Source organism: Dermabacter sp. HFH0086, assembly GCF_000413375.1.
GTDB classification, from domain to species: Bacteria; Actinomycetota; Actinomycetes; order Actinomycetales; family Dermabacteraceae; genus Dermabacter; species Dermabacter hominis.
On sequence record NZ_KE340308.1, the window covers coordinates 472,512 to 490,194 of the forward strand.

Here is a 17,683-nt window from a genome sequence, read left to right on the forward strand (position 1 = left end):
CTTCTCAAGGGCCCTCGCGCCGCCTGCGTGACGAAACCGTCCCTTCCGAGACCCCTTCCGGCATGACCTGGCTCCGCTTGACGCCGTAGGCTTGGGGTATGACTGCACCCGAACTTGCCCTCACGACCCGTTTTCAGGATGCCTTCGCCGAGGCTTTCGGCGAGGAGTACCGCACCGCCGACCCGATCATCAGGCCGGGGAAGTTCTCGGACTTCCAGTGCAACGCGGCGATGGGACTCGCGAAGAAACTTGGCGCGAAGCCACGCGACCTCGCCCAGCAGATCCTTGAGAAGGTGCAGCTCGACGATATTGCCGAGACGCCCGAGATTGCCGGCCCCGGCTTCCTCAACATCACGCTCAAGACCGAATGGGTCGCGGCACAAGCTGGCGACCTGCACGGCGATGACCGTCTCGGCGTGGGCCGCCCTGATAAGGCCGAGACGATCGTGATCGACTACTCGGCGCCGAACGTGGCGAAGGAAATGCACGTGGGGCACCTGCGCACAACCGTCGTGGGCGATGCTCTCGCGCGCGTGCTCGAGTTCGAAGGCCACAAGGTTGTGCGCCAGAACCACATCGGCGACTGGGGCACGCCGTTCGGCATGCTCATTGAACACCTGCTTGAAGTGGGCGAGGATTCGGAAGAGGCGAAACTTCTCGAGACCGACCCGAACGCGTTCTACCAGGCGGCACGCGCGAAATTCGATGCAGATACGGAGCAGACCGATTTCGCGAAGCGCGCGCGTGCACGAGTCGCGACCCTGCAGTCGGGCGACGAGGCGACGCTTACGATGTGGACGAAGCTCGTTGGTCTCTCGAAGCAGTACTTCCACCGCATCTACGACATGCTCGACGTGACCCTCACCGATGAGGACCTCGCGGGCGAATCGACCTACAACTACGCGCTCGCGGGCGTGTGCGATGACCTCGAGAAGGCAGGGATCGCGCGTGTCTCGGATGGCGCTCTGTGCGTATTCCCGGCTGGATTCACGGGCCGCGACGAGCAGCCCCTTCCGCTCATCATTCGTAAGTCCGACGGCGGCTACGGTTACGCGACGACCGATTTTGCGGCTATTCGCCACCGCGTGAATGACCTCGGAGCAGACCGGATCGCGTACGTCGTGGGCTCCTCGCAGGAGCTTCACTTCCAGATGGTTTTCACGACTGCGCGCGAGGCCGGTTGGCTCCCCGAAACCGTCGATGCGGAGCACGTGAAGATCGGTTCGGTTCTCGGCGAGGATGGCAAGATCCTCCGCACACGCTCTGGTTCCTCGCTGCGCCTCATGGCGCTCCTCGAGGAGGGCGTCGTGAAGGCTCGCTCCGTGATCGACGAGCTTCGCCCGGACCTGCCCGAGGATGAGCGGGCGACAATCGCACGCCAGATTGGCATCGGCAGCATCAAGTACGCGGATCTTTCGACCGCGCACGATTCGGATTACGTGTTCGATCTCGACCGTATGCTCGCCCTCCAGGGCAACACGGCGCCGTACCTCCAGTACGCCGTGGCGCGCATCCGCTCGATCCAGCGCAAGGCTTCCGAGCAGGGCATTTCCGCCGAGCAGGTGGAGGCGGCGGCCCCGCGCGTGGTCGATGATCCCGAGCGGGCCCTCGCGCTTCAGCTCCTGCAGTTCGCGCCGACGGTTGCCGAGGTGGGCAGCCAGTACGTCCCGCACAAACTCGCGGCGTACCTCTTCGATCTCGCGCAGGCGTTCATGAGCTTCTACGAGAAGTCGCCAATCCTCAAGGACGCGAGCGACGACGTGCGGCTTGGCCGCCTCGCCCTTGCGAAGCTCACCGAGCGCACGCTCGTCGCCGGCCTCGACCTGCTCGGCGTGCAGGCTCCCGCGCAGATGTGATCGTGGCCGAGGCCGCTCGGGGATCTACTTCCCGGGCGTCTCGGCGAGGTTTGCCTCGAGGAACTCTCGCTGCTCCTCGAGGAGTCGGGCCATGTCGGCGCCGCGGCGCAGCCGGGGGTTGACGCTGATTTTCCCGGGGATCTCACGGTAGGTGAGTTCGACTTCTTCGCGCTCGAACTGGTGCGTGACGATCCGCGAATCGGTGAGGAAAAGGTCCTTCGTGCCAACGCTCAAGTGCACGGGCGGCAGTCCTTGGAGGTCCCCATTGAGCGGCGAGAGCGCCGGATCATCGAGCGGGGTGCGCCCCGCATACTTCTTTGCAGCGAGCTGCATGATGCGGCGCTCGTGCACGGGGTCGTGCTGGTTCGTTTCGCTCAGTTCGAGATTGGTGAATTCGAGATCGAGCAGGGGGTTCATGAGCACGATGCCGGCGGGCTTAGCCTTCGCGTTTGCGAGGCCACCGTCGACCCTCGTGTTCACGAGCGAGGCAAGCGACAGTGCGAGCCCCGCACCACTCTGGTGACCGGCGACCGCCCAGTTGCCCTGGGTGATGAGGCCCTCGGCGGCGAGTGCCTTGATAACTTCGAAGGTGTCCTCGAGGGCCGTGGGGTGCATGTAGTCGGGGCCATAGCGGTAGTCGATGAGGAGCCCCGCGCACTCGCGCTCGTCGACCTGCTTGCTGAGCCACTCCCAGTCGCCGACGAACGGTCCCGCCATGTAGCTGCCGCCGTGGAGGTACACGATGATGCCGCGATCGGCCTTGTGCTTGTCGAGCCACACGGTTCGCGTGCGGTTGATCAGTTCGATGTCGATCGCGTGCCGTTTCTGCACGGGTGCGGGTGGCTTGGCAATTCGCACCTTGCCGAACCCAATTTCGTACACGAAGTTGGGAAGCGGGGTGCGCGTGAGTGTGCGGCCCGCGATGGCGGCGTAGTGCTTGATGCGACCCATGGTGGGATCCTCCTGGCTCGATGCGCGAATCACCTTAAGGCTAGTGTTTCGACCTTACGAGATACTGGCTCCATGACTTCTCACGTTGATGTTCTCGTTGTCGCGGCGATGGCTGACGAGGCTGCCGCCGTTTCGTCCCTCTGCACAAACCTTCGCGCGGTCGCTCACCCATTTGCGGGCGGCGGGAAGGGACGCGGTGCGGGCGCGTCCGGCGAGGTAAGCGCATCGGTGGGCACACTCGAGTGTGCGGGCTCCGGAGCGCAGGGGTCCGACGGTTGCCAGGCTCCTATCGCGCTTGTGACGACGGGCGTCGGCACGGCAGCCGCGAGCGCCGTGCTCGCGTGGGCCGTGGGCGAGTTTTCGCCGCGCCTCATCGTAAATGTGGGCAGTTGCGGTGGCCTCGCTGAGGACATCACCGTGGGCACGGTCGCGATTGGCTCTTCCTATGCGTATTCGATCGCGGAGGCCACGGCTTTCGGTTACGAGACTGGCCAGGTGCCGGGTGCTCCCGCACAGTTCGGCAGGGAGGAGTGCGCGACGCGTGCACGCCGCGCCCTCGAGGCTGTCGAGGCGGCGGGCCTTCCTGCTCGTGCGGGCCTCATGCTTTCAGGCGATGCCTTTGTCACGGCAGACATCGCTGACGGCATGCGCGCGAAGTTCCCGGGCGCCATCACCGCCGACATGGAATCGTGTGCGTTTGCGCATGTCGCGCACCTGATGCAGGTGCCGTTCCTCGCGCTACGCGCGGTCAGCGATCTGTGCTCACCGCGGGCGAACGAGGAGTTTCATATTGGCCTCGAGGTGGCTGCGCAGGCGTCGGCCCAGGCCCTCGCGCAGGCGCTGCCTGCCCTGCGGTAGGCCACCCCTCCCTCCCCTTCCCCTTCCCTTTCTCTCCCCCTGCTTCCCCTCCCCCTGTCTCCTTTCCCCTTCCCCCTATCTGAAAGTGGTGAAAAACCGCCACCTCACGCGCAAAAACCGACTCCTAACGCCGTGTTTCACCACTTTCCCCACTCGCGAGATCGGCCGAACGTGAGGAGCCCGGCCGACCAGGCTTCGTGGTGAGGACGTTCACCGAAGGGCGCTTCCAAAACCGCTTTTCATGTACGGTAGGGAGGCAAGGACAGCCCTAGGGGCTGTTTTTTATTGCCTTTTACCCACATTGAAGGAGGTTGGCCTTGACGAGCGCAACGGCCACAAAACCCACGCGCCCCGAAACCCCGCCCGGCGAGAAAGGGCCGCGGCACTACGGCATGGCGAAGGGTGTCTTTTACCCCTCGGCCGCGATCATCATCGTCGCGGTGCTCTTCTCCGTGCTTCTGCCCGATCAGTTCAACACCGTCGTGAGCACCATCAACTCGACGATCGTCGCGAGCGTCGGGTGGTACTACATTCTCGCGGCCACGTTCTTCGTCGCCGCGGCAGCTGTACTCGCGTTCTCTCGGCTCGGCTCGATCAAGCTCGGCAAAGACGACGAAGAACCGCAGTACAGCCTCATGTCGTGGTTCGCGATGTTGTTCGCGGCCGGCATGGGCATCGGCCTCGTATTCTGGGGGGCCGCTGAGCCTCTCACCTTCTTCGCATCAAACCCGCCGCCGAACATCGCGGAGCTTCCCGATGCGGCCCGCGCGCCTAAGGCTATGGCGCAGGTGTTCCTTCACTGGGGCCTGCACGCGTGGGGCATCTACGTCGTCGTAGGCCTCGCCGTTGCGTACGCAACGCACCGTCGCGGCCGCCCGCTCTCCGTGCGCTGGGCGCTCGAGCCTATCCTTGGCCGCCACACCGATACGTGGATCGGCAACGTCATTGACACGATCGCCGTTATCGGCACCCTCTTCGGTGTCGCAACCTCGCTCGGCTTCGGCGTGAACCAGATTTCCGCGGGGCTCGTGCACCTCGGTTTGCTGCCCGATAACCCGTGGCTGCGCTTCGTCATGGTCATCGTCATCACGGGTCTCGCGACCCTCTCGGTCGCCTCGGGCCTCGAGAAGGGCATCAAGTTCCTCTCGAACACGAACCTGATTCTCGCGGGCGTCCTCCTCGTCATCATGCTGATCCTGGGGCCAACCCTGTTCCTGCTTCGTGACTTCGTGTCGGGAATTGGCAATTACCTTCAAAACTTCATCTCGTTGAGCCTTCAGACTCTGCCGTTCTATGGCGATGAGGGTGCGTCCTGGCTCAATGGCTGGACGACGTTCTACTGGGGTTGGTGGATCTCCTGGTCGCCGTTCGTGGGCGTGTTCATCGCGCGTATTTCGCGTGGCCGCACCGTTCGAGAGTTCATCATGGGTGTCATGCTCGTTCCGACCCTCGTGACGATTCTGTGGTTCACGGTCATGGGGGGCACGGCCATCTACAAGAGCGTGTTCGAAGGCGTCGACTTCCTCAACGCCGAAGGCGGTATCGACAAGGACCTCGCACTCTTCCAGGTCTTCGAGACGATGCCCGCGAGCAGCCTCCTTTCGGGTCTCGCGATTCTTCTCGTGACGATCTTCTTCGTCACCTCGGCGGACTCCGGCGCGTTCGTGGTCGACATGATCGCGCACCGCGGCGATCCGGAACCGCCCCGAGGCACCCGTATTTTCTGGGCTGTCACGAGCGGTGCGATCCCCGCGGCACTCATCGGCATTGCGGCCTACACGGGCTCGGGCGACGCATCCGGCATGAGCGGCCTTCAGGCGCTTGCGCTGATCGCTGCGCTTCCGTGGTCGGTCGTCATGATCGCGATGGTCGTCTCGATGTTCCGCGCCTTGCGCCACGAGGTCCGCATGATCGAGCGTCTCGAGCTGCAGATTCGCCGGCGCGAGCTCGTCGAGCACGTCACGGAACACGTGACCGAGCACGTCACGGATGAGGTCGCCGACAGGGTTTACGAGCGCGTGGCCACGGAAACGGGCCAGCTTGAACTCCCGGCAATCGACGCGAGTGAGGCAGCCCCCACCGGGGGCGCCCGCAAGCGCGGTTTCCTCGATCAGTTCACACAACGCCACAAGGACTGATCCGTCACAGAAGGGGCGTGGCGCTGAGCTCATTGCGGCTTCGCGCTACGCCCCTTTCGCTCTCCCTTGGGCCCTTAGGCCCTCTTTTCGCTCTCCTAGGTAGTTAGGTTTAAGTCATGACTACCTCAAGCGCGGCGTATTCCAAACGCCAATTCAACGTGCAGCTGCCGATCGAACTCATCACGCAGATTAAGCACGCGTCCATCGACGAATCGATGACCCTCTCGGAGTTCGTCGAGGAACTCCTGCGCGCCGCATTGAAGGAGCGCACAGCCCCCACAGACGAGAGCGCGGCTGCAGCTTAAGGTGTCTGGTTCCGACGGCTGCTCAGCTAGCGTCGGACACGTTCCCTTCTCCCGTTTCCACCGCACGTTCGGGATTGCGAGACCACTCAGAGTATGAGCCTGCGTAGAGGTAGACGTGGGCGAATCCGGCGTAGTCCATCGCGAGCGTGTTGAACGCCGCGCTCACTCCCGAGCCGCAGTAGTTGAAGGTGATTCGTTCGGTCGTGGCTCCCACTGCCTCAAATGCGGCGCGAACATCGGCGCGTGGGCGCAGGGTGCCGTCAGATTCCAGTAGCGAGGTAAACGGCACGTTTTTCGCGGTCGGGATATGCCCGGGCCGCGGGTCGAGGATTTCGGATTCGCCGCGATAGCGTTCGGGTGGGCGTGCATCGATGAGGAGCGCGCTTTTCGTGGGGATCGCGTGTTGGACTTCGTCGTCGCTCACGAGCCGCACGTATGGCTGCCACGGAAATTCGCTCGGCTCAAGCTGTACGTCTCCGCTTTCGAGCGCATCCTCACCGGCTGCCCGCACGTAGGCCTCGAGTCCTCCGTCGAGGACAGCGGCGTTCACGCCCACGAAGCGCAGCATGAGCGCGAGGCGCGCGGCGCCCATGGGGTCGCCCGCCCCGTAGCAGATGACCGTGTCCTCGAAGTTGATGCCCAGGGCGCCGAGCTTTTCGGAGAGTTCGTCGTCGTCGGGGAAGGGGTGCCGCCCGCGTTGCGGTGCGCCGGCACCGGTGAGGTCGAGTTCGAGGTCCACGAAGATAGCACCGGGGATGTGGGCCTTGAGGTAGTGCTCGCGCAGTGAGCCTTGGGCGACGTTCCATCGAACGTCGGCGATCACAAGGTCCCCGGTGCCGGGCTCGAGGCTCCCAATGCCGTCGCTTCCCCTTCCGGGTGCGCGGCCTCCCGTGCGCTCGAGGAGGGCGGCTGCGCTGACGAACGGGGGGAGGGCGTGCCAGTCAATCTCGCTCATGTTCCCAGCGTAGTGCGGGCCAGAACGCGGGCTTTCAGGGCGGTGTCGATCACGTGGGCCACTGCGGCGTCCGTGTTCGCGGGAGCGATTGCGTCGGCGTGGGCGAACACGTCGGGGTGGGCGTTGCGCACGGCAATTCCGACGCCCGCCGCGCTCAGCATCGGAAGGTCGTTCGGCATGTCCCCCACGGCCCAGATCTGCGCATGAGTAATTTCGCGCGTACGGCAGGCGTGGTCGAGAGCTGCGGCTTTCGAGATGCCGAGGGGGCTGAGCTCGGCAAGGCCATCGGATGTGGAGATGTGCAGTTCCGCGAGTCCCTCGATGCGGGCGCGCACCTCCCGATAGAAGTCCTCCGCCGAAAGGGCGCTCGATACCGCGAGGATCTTGCCCGCGCCGCACGAGATGTCGCGCAGCGGGGTGAAGCTGGCGTCGGAATCGTGGTCCCTCTCCCCCGCCGCCGGCGCTGAGGGAAACTCCCGTTCGCGCACGAACCCGGTCGCCGTTTCGGCGGAGAGGGCGAGGCCGGGGATCGGGGCGAGCCTGCGGGCGAGAAGGCGGACCTCGTCTTTTGAAAAACCGCGGTCCTCGAGGATCTCCCCCGTCGCGGCGTCAAGAATGTAGGCGCCATTGGCGGCGTAGATCGCGCCGGCGCTGAGGCCTCGAAACCGCGCAAGCCACCGTGGCGGCCGGGCCGTGACGAGGCAAAAGTCGAGTCCTGAGGCGTGAGCGCGCGCGATCGCCGTGAGGTTGCGGGCGGGGATGTTTCCTCCGTCGTCCACGAATGTGCCGTCGATGTCGGCGGCGATGAGGGCGGGGGCGGGCGGCGCAAGAGGGAGCATTGCCTCATCGTAGTGCCCGTACACTCGAGGCATGACCCGAGTTCTCCATACCGCCCAGGCGCTCGTTGACGTCATGATCGAGGTGCCCGCGCTTCCAAGCACGGGCTCCAACGTGAATGCGGTTGGCGTCCCGAGATCCTACGCAGGCGGCGCCGTGACCATTTCTCTCGCTGCAGCCCGCGTGGGCGCGACGGCCGTGCACGGTGGAGCCCACGGTGAGGGGCCGAACGGCGATCTCATCCGCGCGGTGCTGCGCGAGAACGGGATTGGCCTGTCGAGCCCCGTGGTCGAGGGAAAAGATACGGGCAGCTGCTACGTGTTCGTGGAACCGTCCGCTGAACGCACGTTCGTCACGTGTTACGGCGCTGAACGTGACATCACCGCCGAGTCTCTTGCTCTGCTTGAGCCGTCCAAGGGCGACCTCGTGTGCGTGAGCGGGTACAGCTTGTTTGAGCCCACGCGCGACCCGCTTCTCGCGTTCCTCGACGCCCTCACACCGGGCGCCCTCCTGGTTCTCGACCCCGGCGCACCGTTTGCCTCGTTCCCGCGCGGCCTTCGCGACCGCGTTCTCGCGCGCACTGACGTGTGGACATCGAATGCGGATGAGGCTCGCGAGATCACGGGAATCGACGACGTCGCGGGGACCCTGCCCGCCCTCGGCCGGCTCCTCGGCACGGGCGCGGTCGTGATCGTGAGGGATGGGTCCGACGGTTGCTATCTTTTCGAGCGCGGCCACCTCGACTACGTGCCCGGGTACCCGCAAAAAGCGGTCGATACGAATGGCGCCGGCGACACCCACACGGGGATTGTGCTCGGCGAGCGGGCGCTTGGCCTGTCCTGGCTCGATGCTGCGCGCCGCGCCAATGCCGGAGCCGCCCTCAAGGTGACGCGCAAGGGACCGATCACGGCCCCCACGCGCGAGGAGATTGACGCGTTTCTCGCAACGAATCCCGCGACGTCCCTTGAGGCACGCTGAGGGCTTCACGCTATCCTGGTATCGCACGTCACAATCACGCCCCCCGTTTAAGGATCTTTCGTGAACTCTGCGCACACCGAGCAGTCCGCTCCCGCGACCTTGTTCGACTTCACGGTCGAAGGCGCAAACGGCGAACCGCGCGACCTCGCCGAGTTCGCCGGCAAAGTGACGCTCGTGGTGAATACCGCGAGTGAATGCGGTTTCACGCCCCAGTACGAAGGTCTCCAGGAGCTTCAGGACCGCTTCGAGGAACAGGGATTCAGCGTTCTCGCATTCCCCTGCAACCAGTTCGGCAACCAGGAGCCCGGTTCAATGGACGAGATCATCGACTTTTGCGAGACGCGCTTTCGCACAAGCTTTCCCGTGTTTGCGAAGGTCGAGGTGAACGGCAAGGGCGCTGATCCCCTCTTCACGTGGCTCGAAGACCAGCGCGGCGGCATGCTCGGCGGCCGCATCGCGTGGAACTTCACGAAGTTCCTCGTGGGCCGGGATGGACACGTCATCCGTCGCTTTGCGCCGCCCATCCCTCCCGCACGCATCGCCACATCTATCACCAAGGCCCTCGCGGCCTAACAATTCCCACTTATTCAGAAAGGACTCTCATGGAAGCCCTTCTCGGCCTTGGCGTCAGCGCCATCGTCGTCATCGTCATCATCCTCGTGGTGCTCGCTCTGCTGTTCGGCGGTCTGCGTTCCTCGATCCTCTTTACCGTGAAGACGCAGGAAAACGTCATCGTGGAGCGTTTCGGTAAGTTCCTGCGCGTCGCGAAGCCTGGTCTCAACACAAAGATTCCCTTCATGGACACGCTCACGAAGCCGATCTCGCTGCGCATTCGCCAGCTCGAGGTCAATATCGAGTCGAAAACGAAAGACAACGTTTTCGTGACGGTCCCCGTAGCCGTGCAGTACGTGATCCGCGAGGAATCGGTCCAGGACGCCTACTACCGCCTCTCAAACCCCGAAGCGCAGATCCGCAGCTACGTGTTTGACACGGTGCGTTCAGCACTGTCGGGCCTCGATCTTGACGCGGCGTTTGAGTCGAAGGACGACATTGCTCGCAGTGTCGAGGCGACCCTTTCGACTCGCATGCAGGAATTTGGTTTCCACATCGTCAACACGCTCGTTCAGGACATCTCTCCGGATCAGCGCGTGCGCGACTCGATGAACTCGATCAACGCCGCGCAGCGCGACCGCGTCGCCGCGCAGTCGCTCGCCGAAGCCGACAAGATCAAGCGCGTCACGCAGGCTGAGGCGGAGGCCGAATCCAAGCGCCTGCAGGGTGAAGGCGTTGCCGCGCAGCGCCGCGCGATCGCGATGGGTATCGCTGAGCAGTACGAAATGCTCAAGCAGGTTGGCATCGAGAACACTGCCGAGCAGCTTCTGCTCATGACCCAGTACTTCGACACGATGCAGGACGTCGCCCGCAACGGTCGCTCGAACGTGCTGTTCCTCCCCTCGAATCCCGCCTCCGTGGGGGCGATGGGCGAAGAGATCCGCTCGGCGCTTCTCCAGGCGCAGGTTGCCAACGACACGATCAACGGCGATTCCACTCCCGTGGCGCCCGCGGTGCCCGTTGACGGCGATGGCAATTCGCAAGAGAACATCGAGCGTCTTCGCAACGAGGCGAAGGAGCGCGCCAGCCGCGCAAGGGAAGAAGCGCGCCGCAGGGCTGAGGAAGCCGCGAGCAGCACTCGCGAGCACATGGGCGATGCCGGCCCGGACTTCTAAGCGCTCCTCAATCCGTTAAAAAACGGCGGACCCGGATCATTCCGGGCCCGCCGTTTTTGACGTGTGCAGCACCTCGCTTTAGCGCTTCGGCAGCAGTTCCTTGTTGAGGGCATCCTTCTCGCCGGACTCGAGCGCAAGGCTCATCGCCATCGCCGAATCCGCAACGGATGCGGGCCTCGAAGCGCCGGGAATCGGCAGCACATGGTCGCCGAGTGACATCTCCCAGGCGAGAACGACCTGCTGGGGGCTTACGCCGCGTGCGCGAGCGATCTCGGCGATCACGGGGAAGCGCTCACCCACCTCGAAGGCTCCCCCGCCTGTGCCGCCTAGCGGAGACCACGGCACGAACGTAATGCCGTGCTCGCCGCACAACTGCAGCTCGTCCCAGCTCGTGTGGTTGAAGCGCGGCGAAAACTCGTTTTGCACGACCGCGAGGTTGCCCTCACCGAGCACGTCGAGGGCAATCTCAATCTCCTCGACGCTCGCGTTCGAAATGCCGATATTCTTCACGTGCCCCTCGTCCTTGAGCTCGGCGAGGGTCTCGATCGCCTCCGAGTACAGGCGCGTGCGGTCGGGGCGGTGCAGGTAGTACAGGTCGATAGCGTCGACTCGAAGATTCTTTTTCGAGCGCACCACCGCGGTGCGGAAGTGGCCGACGGAACTGTCACGGCCCCACTTCTCACCTTCGGCGCGCGTGATGCCACCCTTGGTCGCAACCGTGATGCCCGCCCGGTCAAAGTCCGGATGCGCCTCGGCGTAGGCCTCGAGGGCGTCGGCCACCTGCCGCTCGTTATGGCCAACCTTGTTCCATGCGGGCGCGTAGATGTCAGCGGTGTCGACGAGGGTGATGCCCACATCGAGAGCAGCGGCAACCGTGGCGCGCGCGTTCTCGGTATCGTCGGCCTTCTCCTCGAACGAGAGCGGCATGGCGCCAAGACCAAGCGGCGTCACGGTGAGGCGTCCAATGGACCGCAAAGGGTAGGCGAATGACGGAGTACGTGAGTGTTCTGCTGTGGACATGTCCCCAGCCTAGCGACCGTGCGCCTCGGCCAAACGGACGAGCGCCTCTTCTAGCACTCGCGTAGGCGTACCGAGGTTGAGGCGCTCGAAACCGGGCGCGCCAAAGCTTCGCCCATGCTCAAAGAACACGTGTGCCTCACGGTCGTGAAGGCGCGCGAGCTCACGTTCGTCGAGCCCAAGCGGGCGAAAATCGATCCACTGCAGGAACGTTCCCTCGAGCGGCGCGATCGCCACCTCCGGAAATCGCTCAGCAAAGAACTCCCTGCTCACCTTGTCGTTGCGGGCGATCAGTTCGAGCAGCCCCTCAAGCCACGCACTCGCCTCCGTGTAGGCGATCTCGACCGCGCGATACCCAAGGCAGTTCGCAAAGTGGAAGCCCCACGCCTCAAGTTCGCGCTCGTAGGCGGCGCGCAGCTCGGCATTTTCGATCATCGCCCAGCTCGTTTGCACGCCCGCGAGATTGAAACTCTTGGACGCCGACGACAGCGTGATCGTCCGCGACGTCGCATCCTCGCTCATGGCCGCGAAGGGGATGTGCTCGAACCCCTCGTGCACGATATCCGCGTGAATCTCATCGGCAATGACCGTGACGTCATTAGCACGAGCAAGATGCGCGATCTCTTCGAGCTCCGTGTGCGTCCACACGCGGCCGGTCGGGTTGTGCGGCGAACACAGGATGAGCACCGTGACGTCTTCGTTCTCGAGAGCATCGGCAAGGGCGGCAAAATCGATTCGGTATCGCCCACCCTCGCCGTCGAGGGGCACCGCCACGAGGCGCCGCCCCGTCTTCTCGATCGCATCGACCATGGGAGGGTAGGCGGGCGTCAAGAGAGCGACCCCGTCGCCGGCCTTACTCGCTGCGCGAACGCCGGCAAACAACCCCGTGACTACCCCCGGCATCATCGAAATCCAGCGCGTATCGATCGCCCAGCGGTGACGCACGGCTTGCCACATTTGAATAGCCGAGAACAGCGCAGGCGTCGGACCCGTGTATCCCAGGACCGCACCCTCGAGGTGCTCGCGCAGCCCCCGCGTAATCTCCGGGGCGGGCAGAAAATCGAGATCCGCCGTCGACAGTGGCGCGATCCCCGCGGGGACGTCTCCCCCGCGTTCACGCATAAGCTCCCACTTTACGGACCCCGTCCCCGAGCGGTCCACGAGCGTTTCAAAGTCATAGGCGGGCGAGCGGGTCACTGTGCGTACCTCTCTTACGTCATCGTCGGATGGGAAGCACTCTCAATCGTAGCCGCGCCTCCTCACGGTTCGGGGATCTACGATAGATCCCATGCAGCCTTCCCCCCTGATCTCCTTCGTAGTGCCGTGCTACAACTCAGCGCAGTACATGCGCCGGGCCATCGACTCGATCCTCCTCGACGGGGACGATCCCCGCGAGCGCATCCAGATCATCCTCGTCAATGACGGCTCGACGGACGATACAGAGCGAATCGCGCGCGAGTATGAAGAGCGCTACCTGGATATCGTTCGCGTCGTGAGCCAGCCGAACGGGGGTCACGGCGCGGCCGTTATGGCTGGAGTCCATGCAGCAGATGGCACCTACCTCAAGGTTCTCGACTCCGATGACCGACTCGACACCCGTGCCTTGAGCGAGCTGCTCCACACGGTCGAGTCGTTCCCGCCCGACAACCTCCCCGATCTCGTCCTCACCGACTACGTGTACGACAATCACGCGCTCAAAAAGAACCGGCGGATCGGATACCGGCGCACCGTGCCCGCCCGGCGAACACTCACGTGGGACCAGGTGTCGCGCCCCAGAATGGGCAGCTACTTCCTCATGCACGCGATCCTCTACAAGCGCAGTGTGATCATCGAATCAGGGCTTGAGCTTCCCCGCCACACGTTCTATGTCGACAATCTTTACGCGTCGATTCCCCTTCGCCACACTCGCACCCTCTACTACCTTCCGGTTCCGCTGTACTACTACTTCATTGGTCGCGACGACCAGAGCGTCAACGAAAAAGTCATGATCTCGCGCCTTGACCAGCAACTTCGCGTCAACAGAATCATGATCGATGAACTGCGCGTCGACGATATTTCCTCACGCTCGCTGCGTCGCTACCTCCTGCACTACCTCACGATCATCACGAGCATCTCCCTCACGTTCGCGGTGCTCGCAAAAACACCGGAGGCAAAAGCGCAGGGCCGCGACCTCCTCGCGTATCTCAAAGCGCATAACTATCCCGCCTACCGCGCCTACCGCCGCACCCCCATGAGCATGGGACTCAGCGCACGTGGGCCCGGCGCGCACAGGTTTATTCGCACCACGTACTCGGTCATTCGCAAGCGGTTTGGGTTCAATTAGGTCCGACGGTTGCCGGGCTACCGTCGGAAAGCTTTTCGCACGCACCGAACCACGCACCCGGGTTGAGGGGGCTCCCGCTTCAGCAGCATCCTGCCGCCCCGACGCTTTCGCTTAGAAGAAGTTCACGAGAAGCACGAAGGCGAGGGTTCCCGCGGCGACGCTCACGAGGGTGCGGCGCCCACCGAAAAGGTGCACGGCGATCGTGACAGCTGACGCGATGAGCAGGTGGATGATGCTTCCGGGCTCTTCGGCAAAGGTGCTCTTGAACGTCGCGAGCGCAAGGATCACAAGGATGCCCGCGGGCATCCACACGGCCATGACGCGCACGAACTGGGATTTGCGCAGCGGTTCGAGGATCGCGAACGGGAGCGCGCGCAGCGTGAAGGTAACGGCGAAGGCTATGAGGAGAACCGAGGCGAGGTACCAGAAGGGGATGTCAAGCTGCATCGTCGCTCTCCATCTCTGCCGGCAGGGGTCTCGTGAGGCGCACGGCGATCGTGTAGCGAGCCGCGAGGGTTGCAACGAAGCCGATCATCGCGGCGAAGATCGGCTGGCTCGGGAGCAAAAGGAGCGCGAGGCCGAAGGCGGCAGCACCGAGGAGAAGCGACGGGATTTCCTGTTTCGTGCGGCACGCATCGAGCGTGAGCGTGATGAACAGGGCGCACAGCGCGAAACTCAAGCCGCGGATCTGGAAGGGAATGAAGCTCGAGAGGAGCACGCCCATGAGGCCGCCACCCACCCAGCAGATCTGGAGCACGGCCCCTGCCGAGATCACGCGCGGCTGAGTCCATCCCTTCGGGTTCGCGACCGTGACCGCGAAGATTTCGTCGGTGAGCGAATACATCGCGTAGAACTTCAAAAACGGGTTCTTCACGACCTTGAGCGGGAAGTTGAACGCGTAGAACACGTGGCGGAAGTTCACGAAGAACGATGCCGCGGCGATCGTCACGAGCGGCGTGAGCGACGTGATGAGTGTGATGAGCAAAAGCTCGAGCGAGCCCGCGTACGCGAAGAACGAGAGGGCGGGTGCCATCCACCACGGGAGTCCGGACTGCACAACGAGAAGTCCAAAAGCGATGCCGATCGGGATCATGCCGAGACCCGCCGGGAGAATCAGCAGGGCTCCCTGCGCGATTTCGTGGCGCACCGAATAGGGAGGCTCATGCGCGCTAGGCTGCGCCGCAACGCTCATGCGTGCTTCCCTCTCACTCACATCTGTTCCAAATCCCGCGGCGAGCGGGCGAACTCAATCTTCGCACGCCCACCCCACCGCGGGGAACAATTAAAGCCGCTGACCTGTGTATACATTGCAGTGAGGGTGAGCTCGTTGACCCTTTACGCGGATAAAGGGTCGCATACGGTGAGGCCCAAGTCCTGGGCAAAAGCGAGCATTTGCCTGTCGTGACTCACTACGGTGACCGCACTGCCCAACTGGAGGGCAGTCGCAAGATGAACGGCATCAAGCGAACGAACGTTCTGCGGTAACGCCTCAGCGATCGAGAGCACTGCGTCAGTAATCGGCGCGACGTCAACATAGCGGAGAAGCAATTCTCGCTCCTGTACCGGCCGTCCCTGACGCCGCAACACCCGGGTTAACTGGTGTAGGTGACGCCCATATGTCTCACAATCTCTAGAACCGTGAACGGAAGTGTTGGGGTTACCCGCAAATCGTGGACACGTAGTGGAGCTACCTAGTGGTTAGGCAGCTATTTCTTTTCTGCTAGTGATTAGACCAATTTGGTTCTCAAAGTCGACGGGGCTGACCATACCGAGTGCGGAATGTCGGCGTCGACGGTTGTAGACGACTTCAATCCAGTAGGCAACGGCCTTGCGTGCAGCATCACGGGTCGTCCAGCGCTTACGGTCGTAGAACTCGGTTTTAAGCGTCGACCAGAACGACTCAGCCATCGCGTTATCGAAGCACACACCAGTACGCCCCACGGACTGAGCAATGCTCAGGCTGCGGCAAACCTCCCAGAGCTGCTCGCTAGTGAATTGAGCTCCGCGGTCAGCGTGAAACACCAGCCCATCAGGAACGTCACCACGCAACGTGTGCGCCATCCGCAGGGCTCGCTCGACCAGGGAAGTATCTTGAACGCTATCCATAGCCCAGCCCAGCACCCGGCGGGAATGGCCATCGCGGACCGCGCACAAGTACAACCAGCCTTCACCGGTGCGCAAGTAGGTAATATCTGACATCCACACCCGGTTGAGCTCACCAGTATCAAACATGCGCTTGACCAGGTCAGGAAGCGTGGACTTACGCTTAGCTTGAATCGTTGTCACCGGGACAAAGGCCCGCGGTGAAATCCCCTCAATCCCCATCATGCACATCCGTTTAGCCACAGTCTTACGGTTAAGCGCAATGTGGTAGCGCTCGGCAAGTTCTGCGGTGATCCGCGGCGCACCATAAACCTCATCGGAGTCTTTCCAAATCCGGTGAATCTTGCGGTCAACATCATCGTAAAATGCTGCACGATCATCTTCGCCCGATAGTCGCTTCTGCTGCGTATGGGCCCATTTGTAGTATCCAGACCGAGACACTTTTAAAAGCCGTGCCATGCGCTTGATGCTGTAGTTCGCCTTCTCCTGCTGCATCAATTCGAACTTTTCTGCTCGCGTTGCTTCGCAGCGAAGAAGGCTGTCGCTTTTGACAAAAACTCGTTATCCATCTTGGCTTCAGCCAGCTCCCGACGAAGACGAGCATTCTCAGCACGAAGATCAGCCTCGCTCATCCCATCTGATGCTCCTCGGCGCTCACGCTCGAGTTTGACCCACCGGCCTAAAAGCCCGGCGGACACACCAATCTTCTTAGCCACATGAGCAATCGGACGCCGCGACTCTATTACCAGGTTCGCGGCTTCACGCCGATACTCCGGCGTGTACTTCTTGCGCTGTTGACTCACAATGAACATCCTCTCCTACGGACACAAGATCCGCACTAATAGGGTGTCCACTAAACGAGGGTAACCTCAGTGTCTCACGGGCGAAAGTTTAGCGTTTTGAGACACATTGAGGGGGTCACGGCGCCCCAGTCGCAAAAAGTACACAAAACGAGACACCATAGACAAGCTAGAAAGTTTGCAAGTTTGCTAGATAACCAGCAAACAAGCTGAAAGCCAAAAAGATTTTCTGTCTGCGCTGACGGCATCTCGCCGCCTTGCCGCAAGAGCGGGCACAACTAGGAGACCACCATGGCTCACCTATACCCCATCAGGGCATACACAACGCCTTCTCCTAGAGTCGCGAACTCCGCGCCTACTTACTTTGATAGTCGATCCTAGGATCGTAAATTCGCTCAGCCGTATTTTGATTTTGCTCATCTTCAGACTCAGAGGACAAGTGTTCCTTGGCCGCCCGAAGTTTTTCCCTGATCGCCTGCCTATTGGTGATTCCAATAGCAACGACCGTTGCTGCTGCAACGCCCACGGCACCCGCCGCAAGTAGCGGACCGGCGCCAGCTGATCCCTTAGGAGCCCCTCTTGAGGCGGGCTTGGCCAGAGCTACAAGTTGGCCCGTCACACTATCTCGCAACCCGCCCGAGGAAAGCTCCAGATTCTTGAAGGGGATGTCTGCCCCCTTTTCCAAAACAACTTCGGCGGTGTATCGGATCACCTTCCCCAGCGCATCATCATTCGCCATATAAAACTCCCTCAAGTCCAATCGATTGCTCGCATCTGCAGCCTCCGTAGTGCTGCGCTAAACATTGAGAACACTGCCGTGTTCAGTGATCGTCAC

Annotated in this window: 18 protein-coding genes; 8 read left to right on the plus strand and 10 right to left on the minus strand. The window is 62.7% G+C overall.

Features of this window, described 5'->3' with window-relative positions; translation table 11 throughout:
• Window positions 1–98 precede the first annotated feature (98 nt).
• On the plus strand, window positions 99–1,856 hold the full coding sequence (gene argS, locus HMPREF1484_RS02230) for an arginine--tRNA ligase (protein WP_016663392.1): 1,758 nt from the start codon (window positions 99–101) through the stop codon (window positions 1,854–1,856).
• 24 nt (window positions 1,857–1,880) lie between these two features.
• Here the strand turns inward: argS and HMPREF1484_RS02235 are convergent, their stop codons facing one another.
• Complete coding sequence (locus HMPREF1484_RS02235) at window positions 1,881–2,807, minus strand: alpha/beta hydrolase fold domain-containing protein (RefSeq protein ID WP_016663393.1); 927 nt, start codon at window positions 2,805–2,807, stop codon at window positions 1,881–1,883.
• Between the two features lie 72 nt (window positions 2,808–2,879).
• Here HMPREF1484_RS02235 and mtnN point away from each other — a divergent pair, with 72 nt between their 5' ends.
• From mtnN to HMPREF1484_RS02250, 3 genes are all read left to right on the plus strand, one after another.
• Window positions 2,880–3,665 carry a 5'-methylthioadenosine/S-adenosylhomocysteine nucleosidase gene (gene mtnN / locus HMPREF1484_RS02240; protein WP_016663394.1) on the plus strand — a complete coding sequence of 262 codons (786 nt, stop codon included), beginning with the start codon at window positions 2,880–2,882 and terminating at the stop codon, window positions 3,663–3,665.
• Window positions 3,666–3,982: 317 nt separating this feature from the next.
• Entirely contained in the window at window positions 3,983–5,803 is a 1,821-nt protein-coding gene (locus tag HMPREF1484_RS02245) for a BCCT family transporter (RefSeq protein WP_016663395.1), read from the plus strand.
• 116 nt (window positions 5,804–5,919) lie between these two features.
• Window positions 5,920–6,108 (plus strand): hypothetical protein, encoded by a 189-nt coding sequence (locus HMPREF1484_RS02250; RefSeq protein WP_016663396.1) that lies wholly within the window; start codon window positions 5,920–5,922, stop codon window positions 6,106–6,108.
• Window positions 6,109–6,130: 22 nt separating this feature from the next.
• Here HMPREF1484_RS02250 and HMPREF1484_RS02255 read toward each other — a convergent pair whose 3' ends face one another.
• On the minus strand, window positions 6,131–7,063 hold the full coding sequence (locus HMPREF1484_RS02255) for a sulfurtransferase (RefSeq protein ID WP_016663397.1): 933 nt from the start codon (window positions 7,061–7,063) through the stop codon (window positions 6,131–6,133).
• Entirely contained in the window at window positions 7,060–7,935 is an 876-nt protein-coding gene (locus HMPREF1484_RS10780) for an HAD family hydrolase (protein ID WP_016663398.1), read from the minus strand. The genes HMPREF1484_RS02255 and HMPREF1484_RS10780 overlap by 4 nt, the downstream gene beginning before the upstream one ends.
• Here HMPREF1484_RS10780 and HMPREF1484_RS02265 point away from each other — a divergent pair.
• The 3 genes from HMPREF1484_RS02265 to HMPREF1484_RS02275 are packed head-to-tail and all read left to right on the plus strand — an operon-like array spanning window position 7,934 to window position 10,605.
• The gene (locus HMPREF1484_RS02265) at window positions 7,934–8,878 is read left to right on the plus strand and encodes a PfkB family carbohydrate kinase (protein WP_040386381.1); all 945 of its coding nucleotides are present in this window, start codon (window positions 7,934–7,936) and stop codon (window positions 8,876–8,878) included. The two genes, HMPREF1484_RS10780 and HMPREF1484_RS02265, sit on opposite strands and share 2 nt — an antisense overlap.
• 60 nt (window positions 8,879–8,938) lie before the next feature.
• The gene (locus tag HMPREF1484_RS02270) at window positions 8,939–9,451 is read left to right on the plus strand and encodes a glutathione peroxidase (RefSeq protein ID WP_016663400.1); all 513 of its coding nucleotides are present in this window, start codon (window positions 8,939–8,941) and stop codon (window positions 9,449–9,451) included.
• Window positions 9,452–9,480: 29 nt separating this feature from the next.
• Window positions 9,481–10,605, plus strand: a complete 1,125-nt coding sequence (locus HMPREF1484_RS02275; RefSeq protein WP_016663401.1) for an SPFH domain-containing protein — start codon at window positions 9,481–9,483, stop codon at window positions 10,603–10,605.
• A gap of 78 nt (window positions 10,606–10,683) precedes the next feature.
• Here HMPREF1484_RS02275 and HMPREF1484_RS02280 read toward each other — a convergent pair whose 3' ends face one another.
• Both HMPREF1484_RS02280 and HMPREF1484_RS02285 read right to left on the minus strand, forming a co-directional pair.
• Window positions 10,684–11,625 (minus strand): aldo/keto reductase, encoded by a 942-nt coding sequence (locus HMPREF1484_RS02280; RefSeq protein WP_016663402.1) that lies wholly within the window; start codon window positions 11,623–11,625, stop codon window positions 10,684–10,686.
• 9 nt (window positions 11,626–11,634) lie between these two features.
• Window positions 11,635–12,819, minus strand: coding sequence for a MalY/PatB family protein (locus HMPREF1484_RS02285; protein WP_016663403.1), 1,185 nt, complete (start codon window positions 12,817–12,819; stop codon window positions 11,635–11,637).
• A 91-nt stretch (window positions 12,820–12,910) separates the two neighbouring features.
• Between HMPREF1484_RS02285 and HMPREF1484_RS02290 the strand changes: the two genes are divergently transcribed.
• A complete protein-coding gene (locus tag HMPREF1484_RS02290) occupies window positions 12,911–13,945 on the plus strand; it encodes a glycosyltransferase family 2 protein (protein ID WP_016663404.1) in 1,035 nt (344 codons plus the stop codon).
• A 111-nt stretch (window positions 13,946–14,056) separates the two neighbouring features.
• Here HMPREF1484_RS02290 and HMPREF1484_RS02295 read toward each other — a convergent pair whose 3' ends face one another.
• The 5 genes from HMPREF1484_RS02295 to HMPREF1484_RS02320 form a co-directional block, all read right to left on the minus strand.
• Window positions 14,057–14,392, minus strand: a complete 336-nt coding sequence (locus HMPREF1484_RS02295; RefSeq protein ID WP_016663405.1) for a branched-chain amino acid transporter permease — start codon at window positions 14,390–14,392, stop codon at window positions 14,057–14,059.
• The gene (locus tag HMPREF1484_RS02300) at window positions 14,382–15,137 is read right to left on the minus strand and encodes an AzlC family ABC transporter permease (protein WP_016663406.1); all 756 of its coding nucleotides are present in this window, start codon (window positions 15,135–15,137) and stop codon (window positions 14,382–14,384) included. Before HMPREF1484_RS02300 ends, HMPREF1484_RS02295 begins: the two co-directional genes overlap by 11 nt.
• A 143-nt stretch (window positions 15,138–15,280) precedes the next feature.
• Window positions 15,281–15,532: a PIN domain-containing protein gene (locus HMPREF1484_RS11950; protein WP_084813907.1), complete on the minus strand. Its 252-nt coding sequence runs from the start codon at window positions 15,530–15,532 to the stop codon at window positions 15,281–15,283.
• A gap of 111 nt (window positions 15,533–15,643) precedes the next feature.
• Window positions 15,644–16,860, minus strand: a protein-coding gene (locus HMPREF1484_RS02310) for an IS3 family transposase (protein ID WP_096883315.1) whose coding sequence is annotated in 2 segments (ribosomal slippage) — window positions 15,644–16,599 and window positions 16,599–16,860 — 1,218 coding nt in all. Because the reading frame shifts where the segments join, the coding sequence is not laid out codon by codon here.
• 343 nt (window positions 16,861–17,203) lie between these two features.
• Entirely contained in the window at window positions 17,204–17,587 is a 384-nt protein-coding gene (locus HMPREF1484_RS02320; protein ID WP_016663408.1) for a hypothetical protein, read from the minus strand.
• Window positions 17,588–17,683: the final 96 nt, after the last annotated feature.

Excerpts from the sequence above, each read along its gene's own strand:
- argS (WP_016663392.1), top strand. The coding sequence starts at position 99 with ATGACTGCACCCGAACTTGCCCTCACGACCCGTTTTCAGGATGCCTTC.
- HMPREF1484_RS02235 (WP_016663393.1), bottom strand. The coding sequence starts at position 2,807 with ATGGGTCGCATCAAGCACTACGCCGCCATCGCGGGCCGCACACTCACG.
- mtnN (WP_016663394.1), top strand. The coding sequence starts at position 2,880 with ATGACTTCTCACGTTGATGTTCTCGTTGTCGCGGCGATGGCTGACGAG.
- HMPREF1484_RS02250 (WP_016663396.1), top strand. The coding sequence starts at position 5,920 with ATGACTACCTCAAGCGCGGCGTATTCCAAACGCCAATTCAACGTGCAG.
- HMPREF1484_RS02255 (WP_016663397.1), bottom strand. The coding sequence starts at position 7,063 with ATGAGCGAGATTGACTGGCACGCCCTCCCCCCGTTCGTCAGCGCAGCC.
- HMPREF1484_RS02265 (WP_040386381.1), top strand. The coding sequence starts at position 7,934 with ATGACCCGAGTTCTCCATACCGCCCAGGCGCTCGTTGACGTCATGATC.
- HMPREF1484_RS10780 (WP_016663398.1), bottom strand. The coding sequence starts at position 7,935 with ATGCCTCGAGTGTACGGGCACTACGATGAGGCAATGCTCCCTCTTGCG.
- HMPREF1484_RS02275 (WP_016663401.1), top strand. The coding sequence starts at position 9,481 with ATGGAAGCCCTTCTCGGCCTTGGCGTCAGCGCCATCGTCGTCATCGTC.
- HMPREF1484_RS02280 (WP_016663402.1), bottom strand. The coding sequence starts at position 11,625 with ATGTCCACAGCAGAACACTCACGTACTCCGTCATTCGCCTACCCTTTG.
- HMPREF1484_RS02290 (WP_016663404.1), top strand. The coding sequence starts at position 12,911 with ATGCAGCCTTCCCCCCTGATCTCCTTCGTAGTGCCGTGCTACAACTCA.
- HMPREF1484_RS02295 (WP_016663405.1), bottom strand. The coding sequence starts at position 14,392 with ATGCAGCTTGACATCCCCTTCTGGTACCTCGCCTCGGTTCTCCTCATA.
- HMPREF1484_RS02300 (WP_016663406.1), bottom strand. The coding sequence starts at position 15,137 with ATGAGCGTTGCGGCGCAGCCTAGCGCGCATGAGCCTCCCTATTCGGTG.
- HMPREF1484_RS02320 (WP_016663408.1), bottom strand. The coding sequence starts at position 17,587 with ATGGCGAATGATGATGCGCTGGGGAAGGTGATCCGATACACCGCCGAA.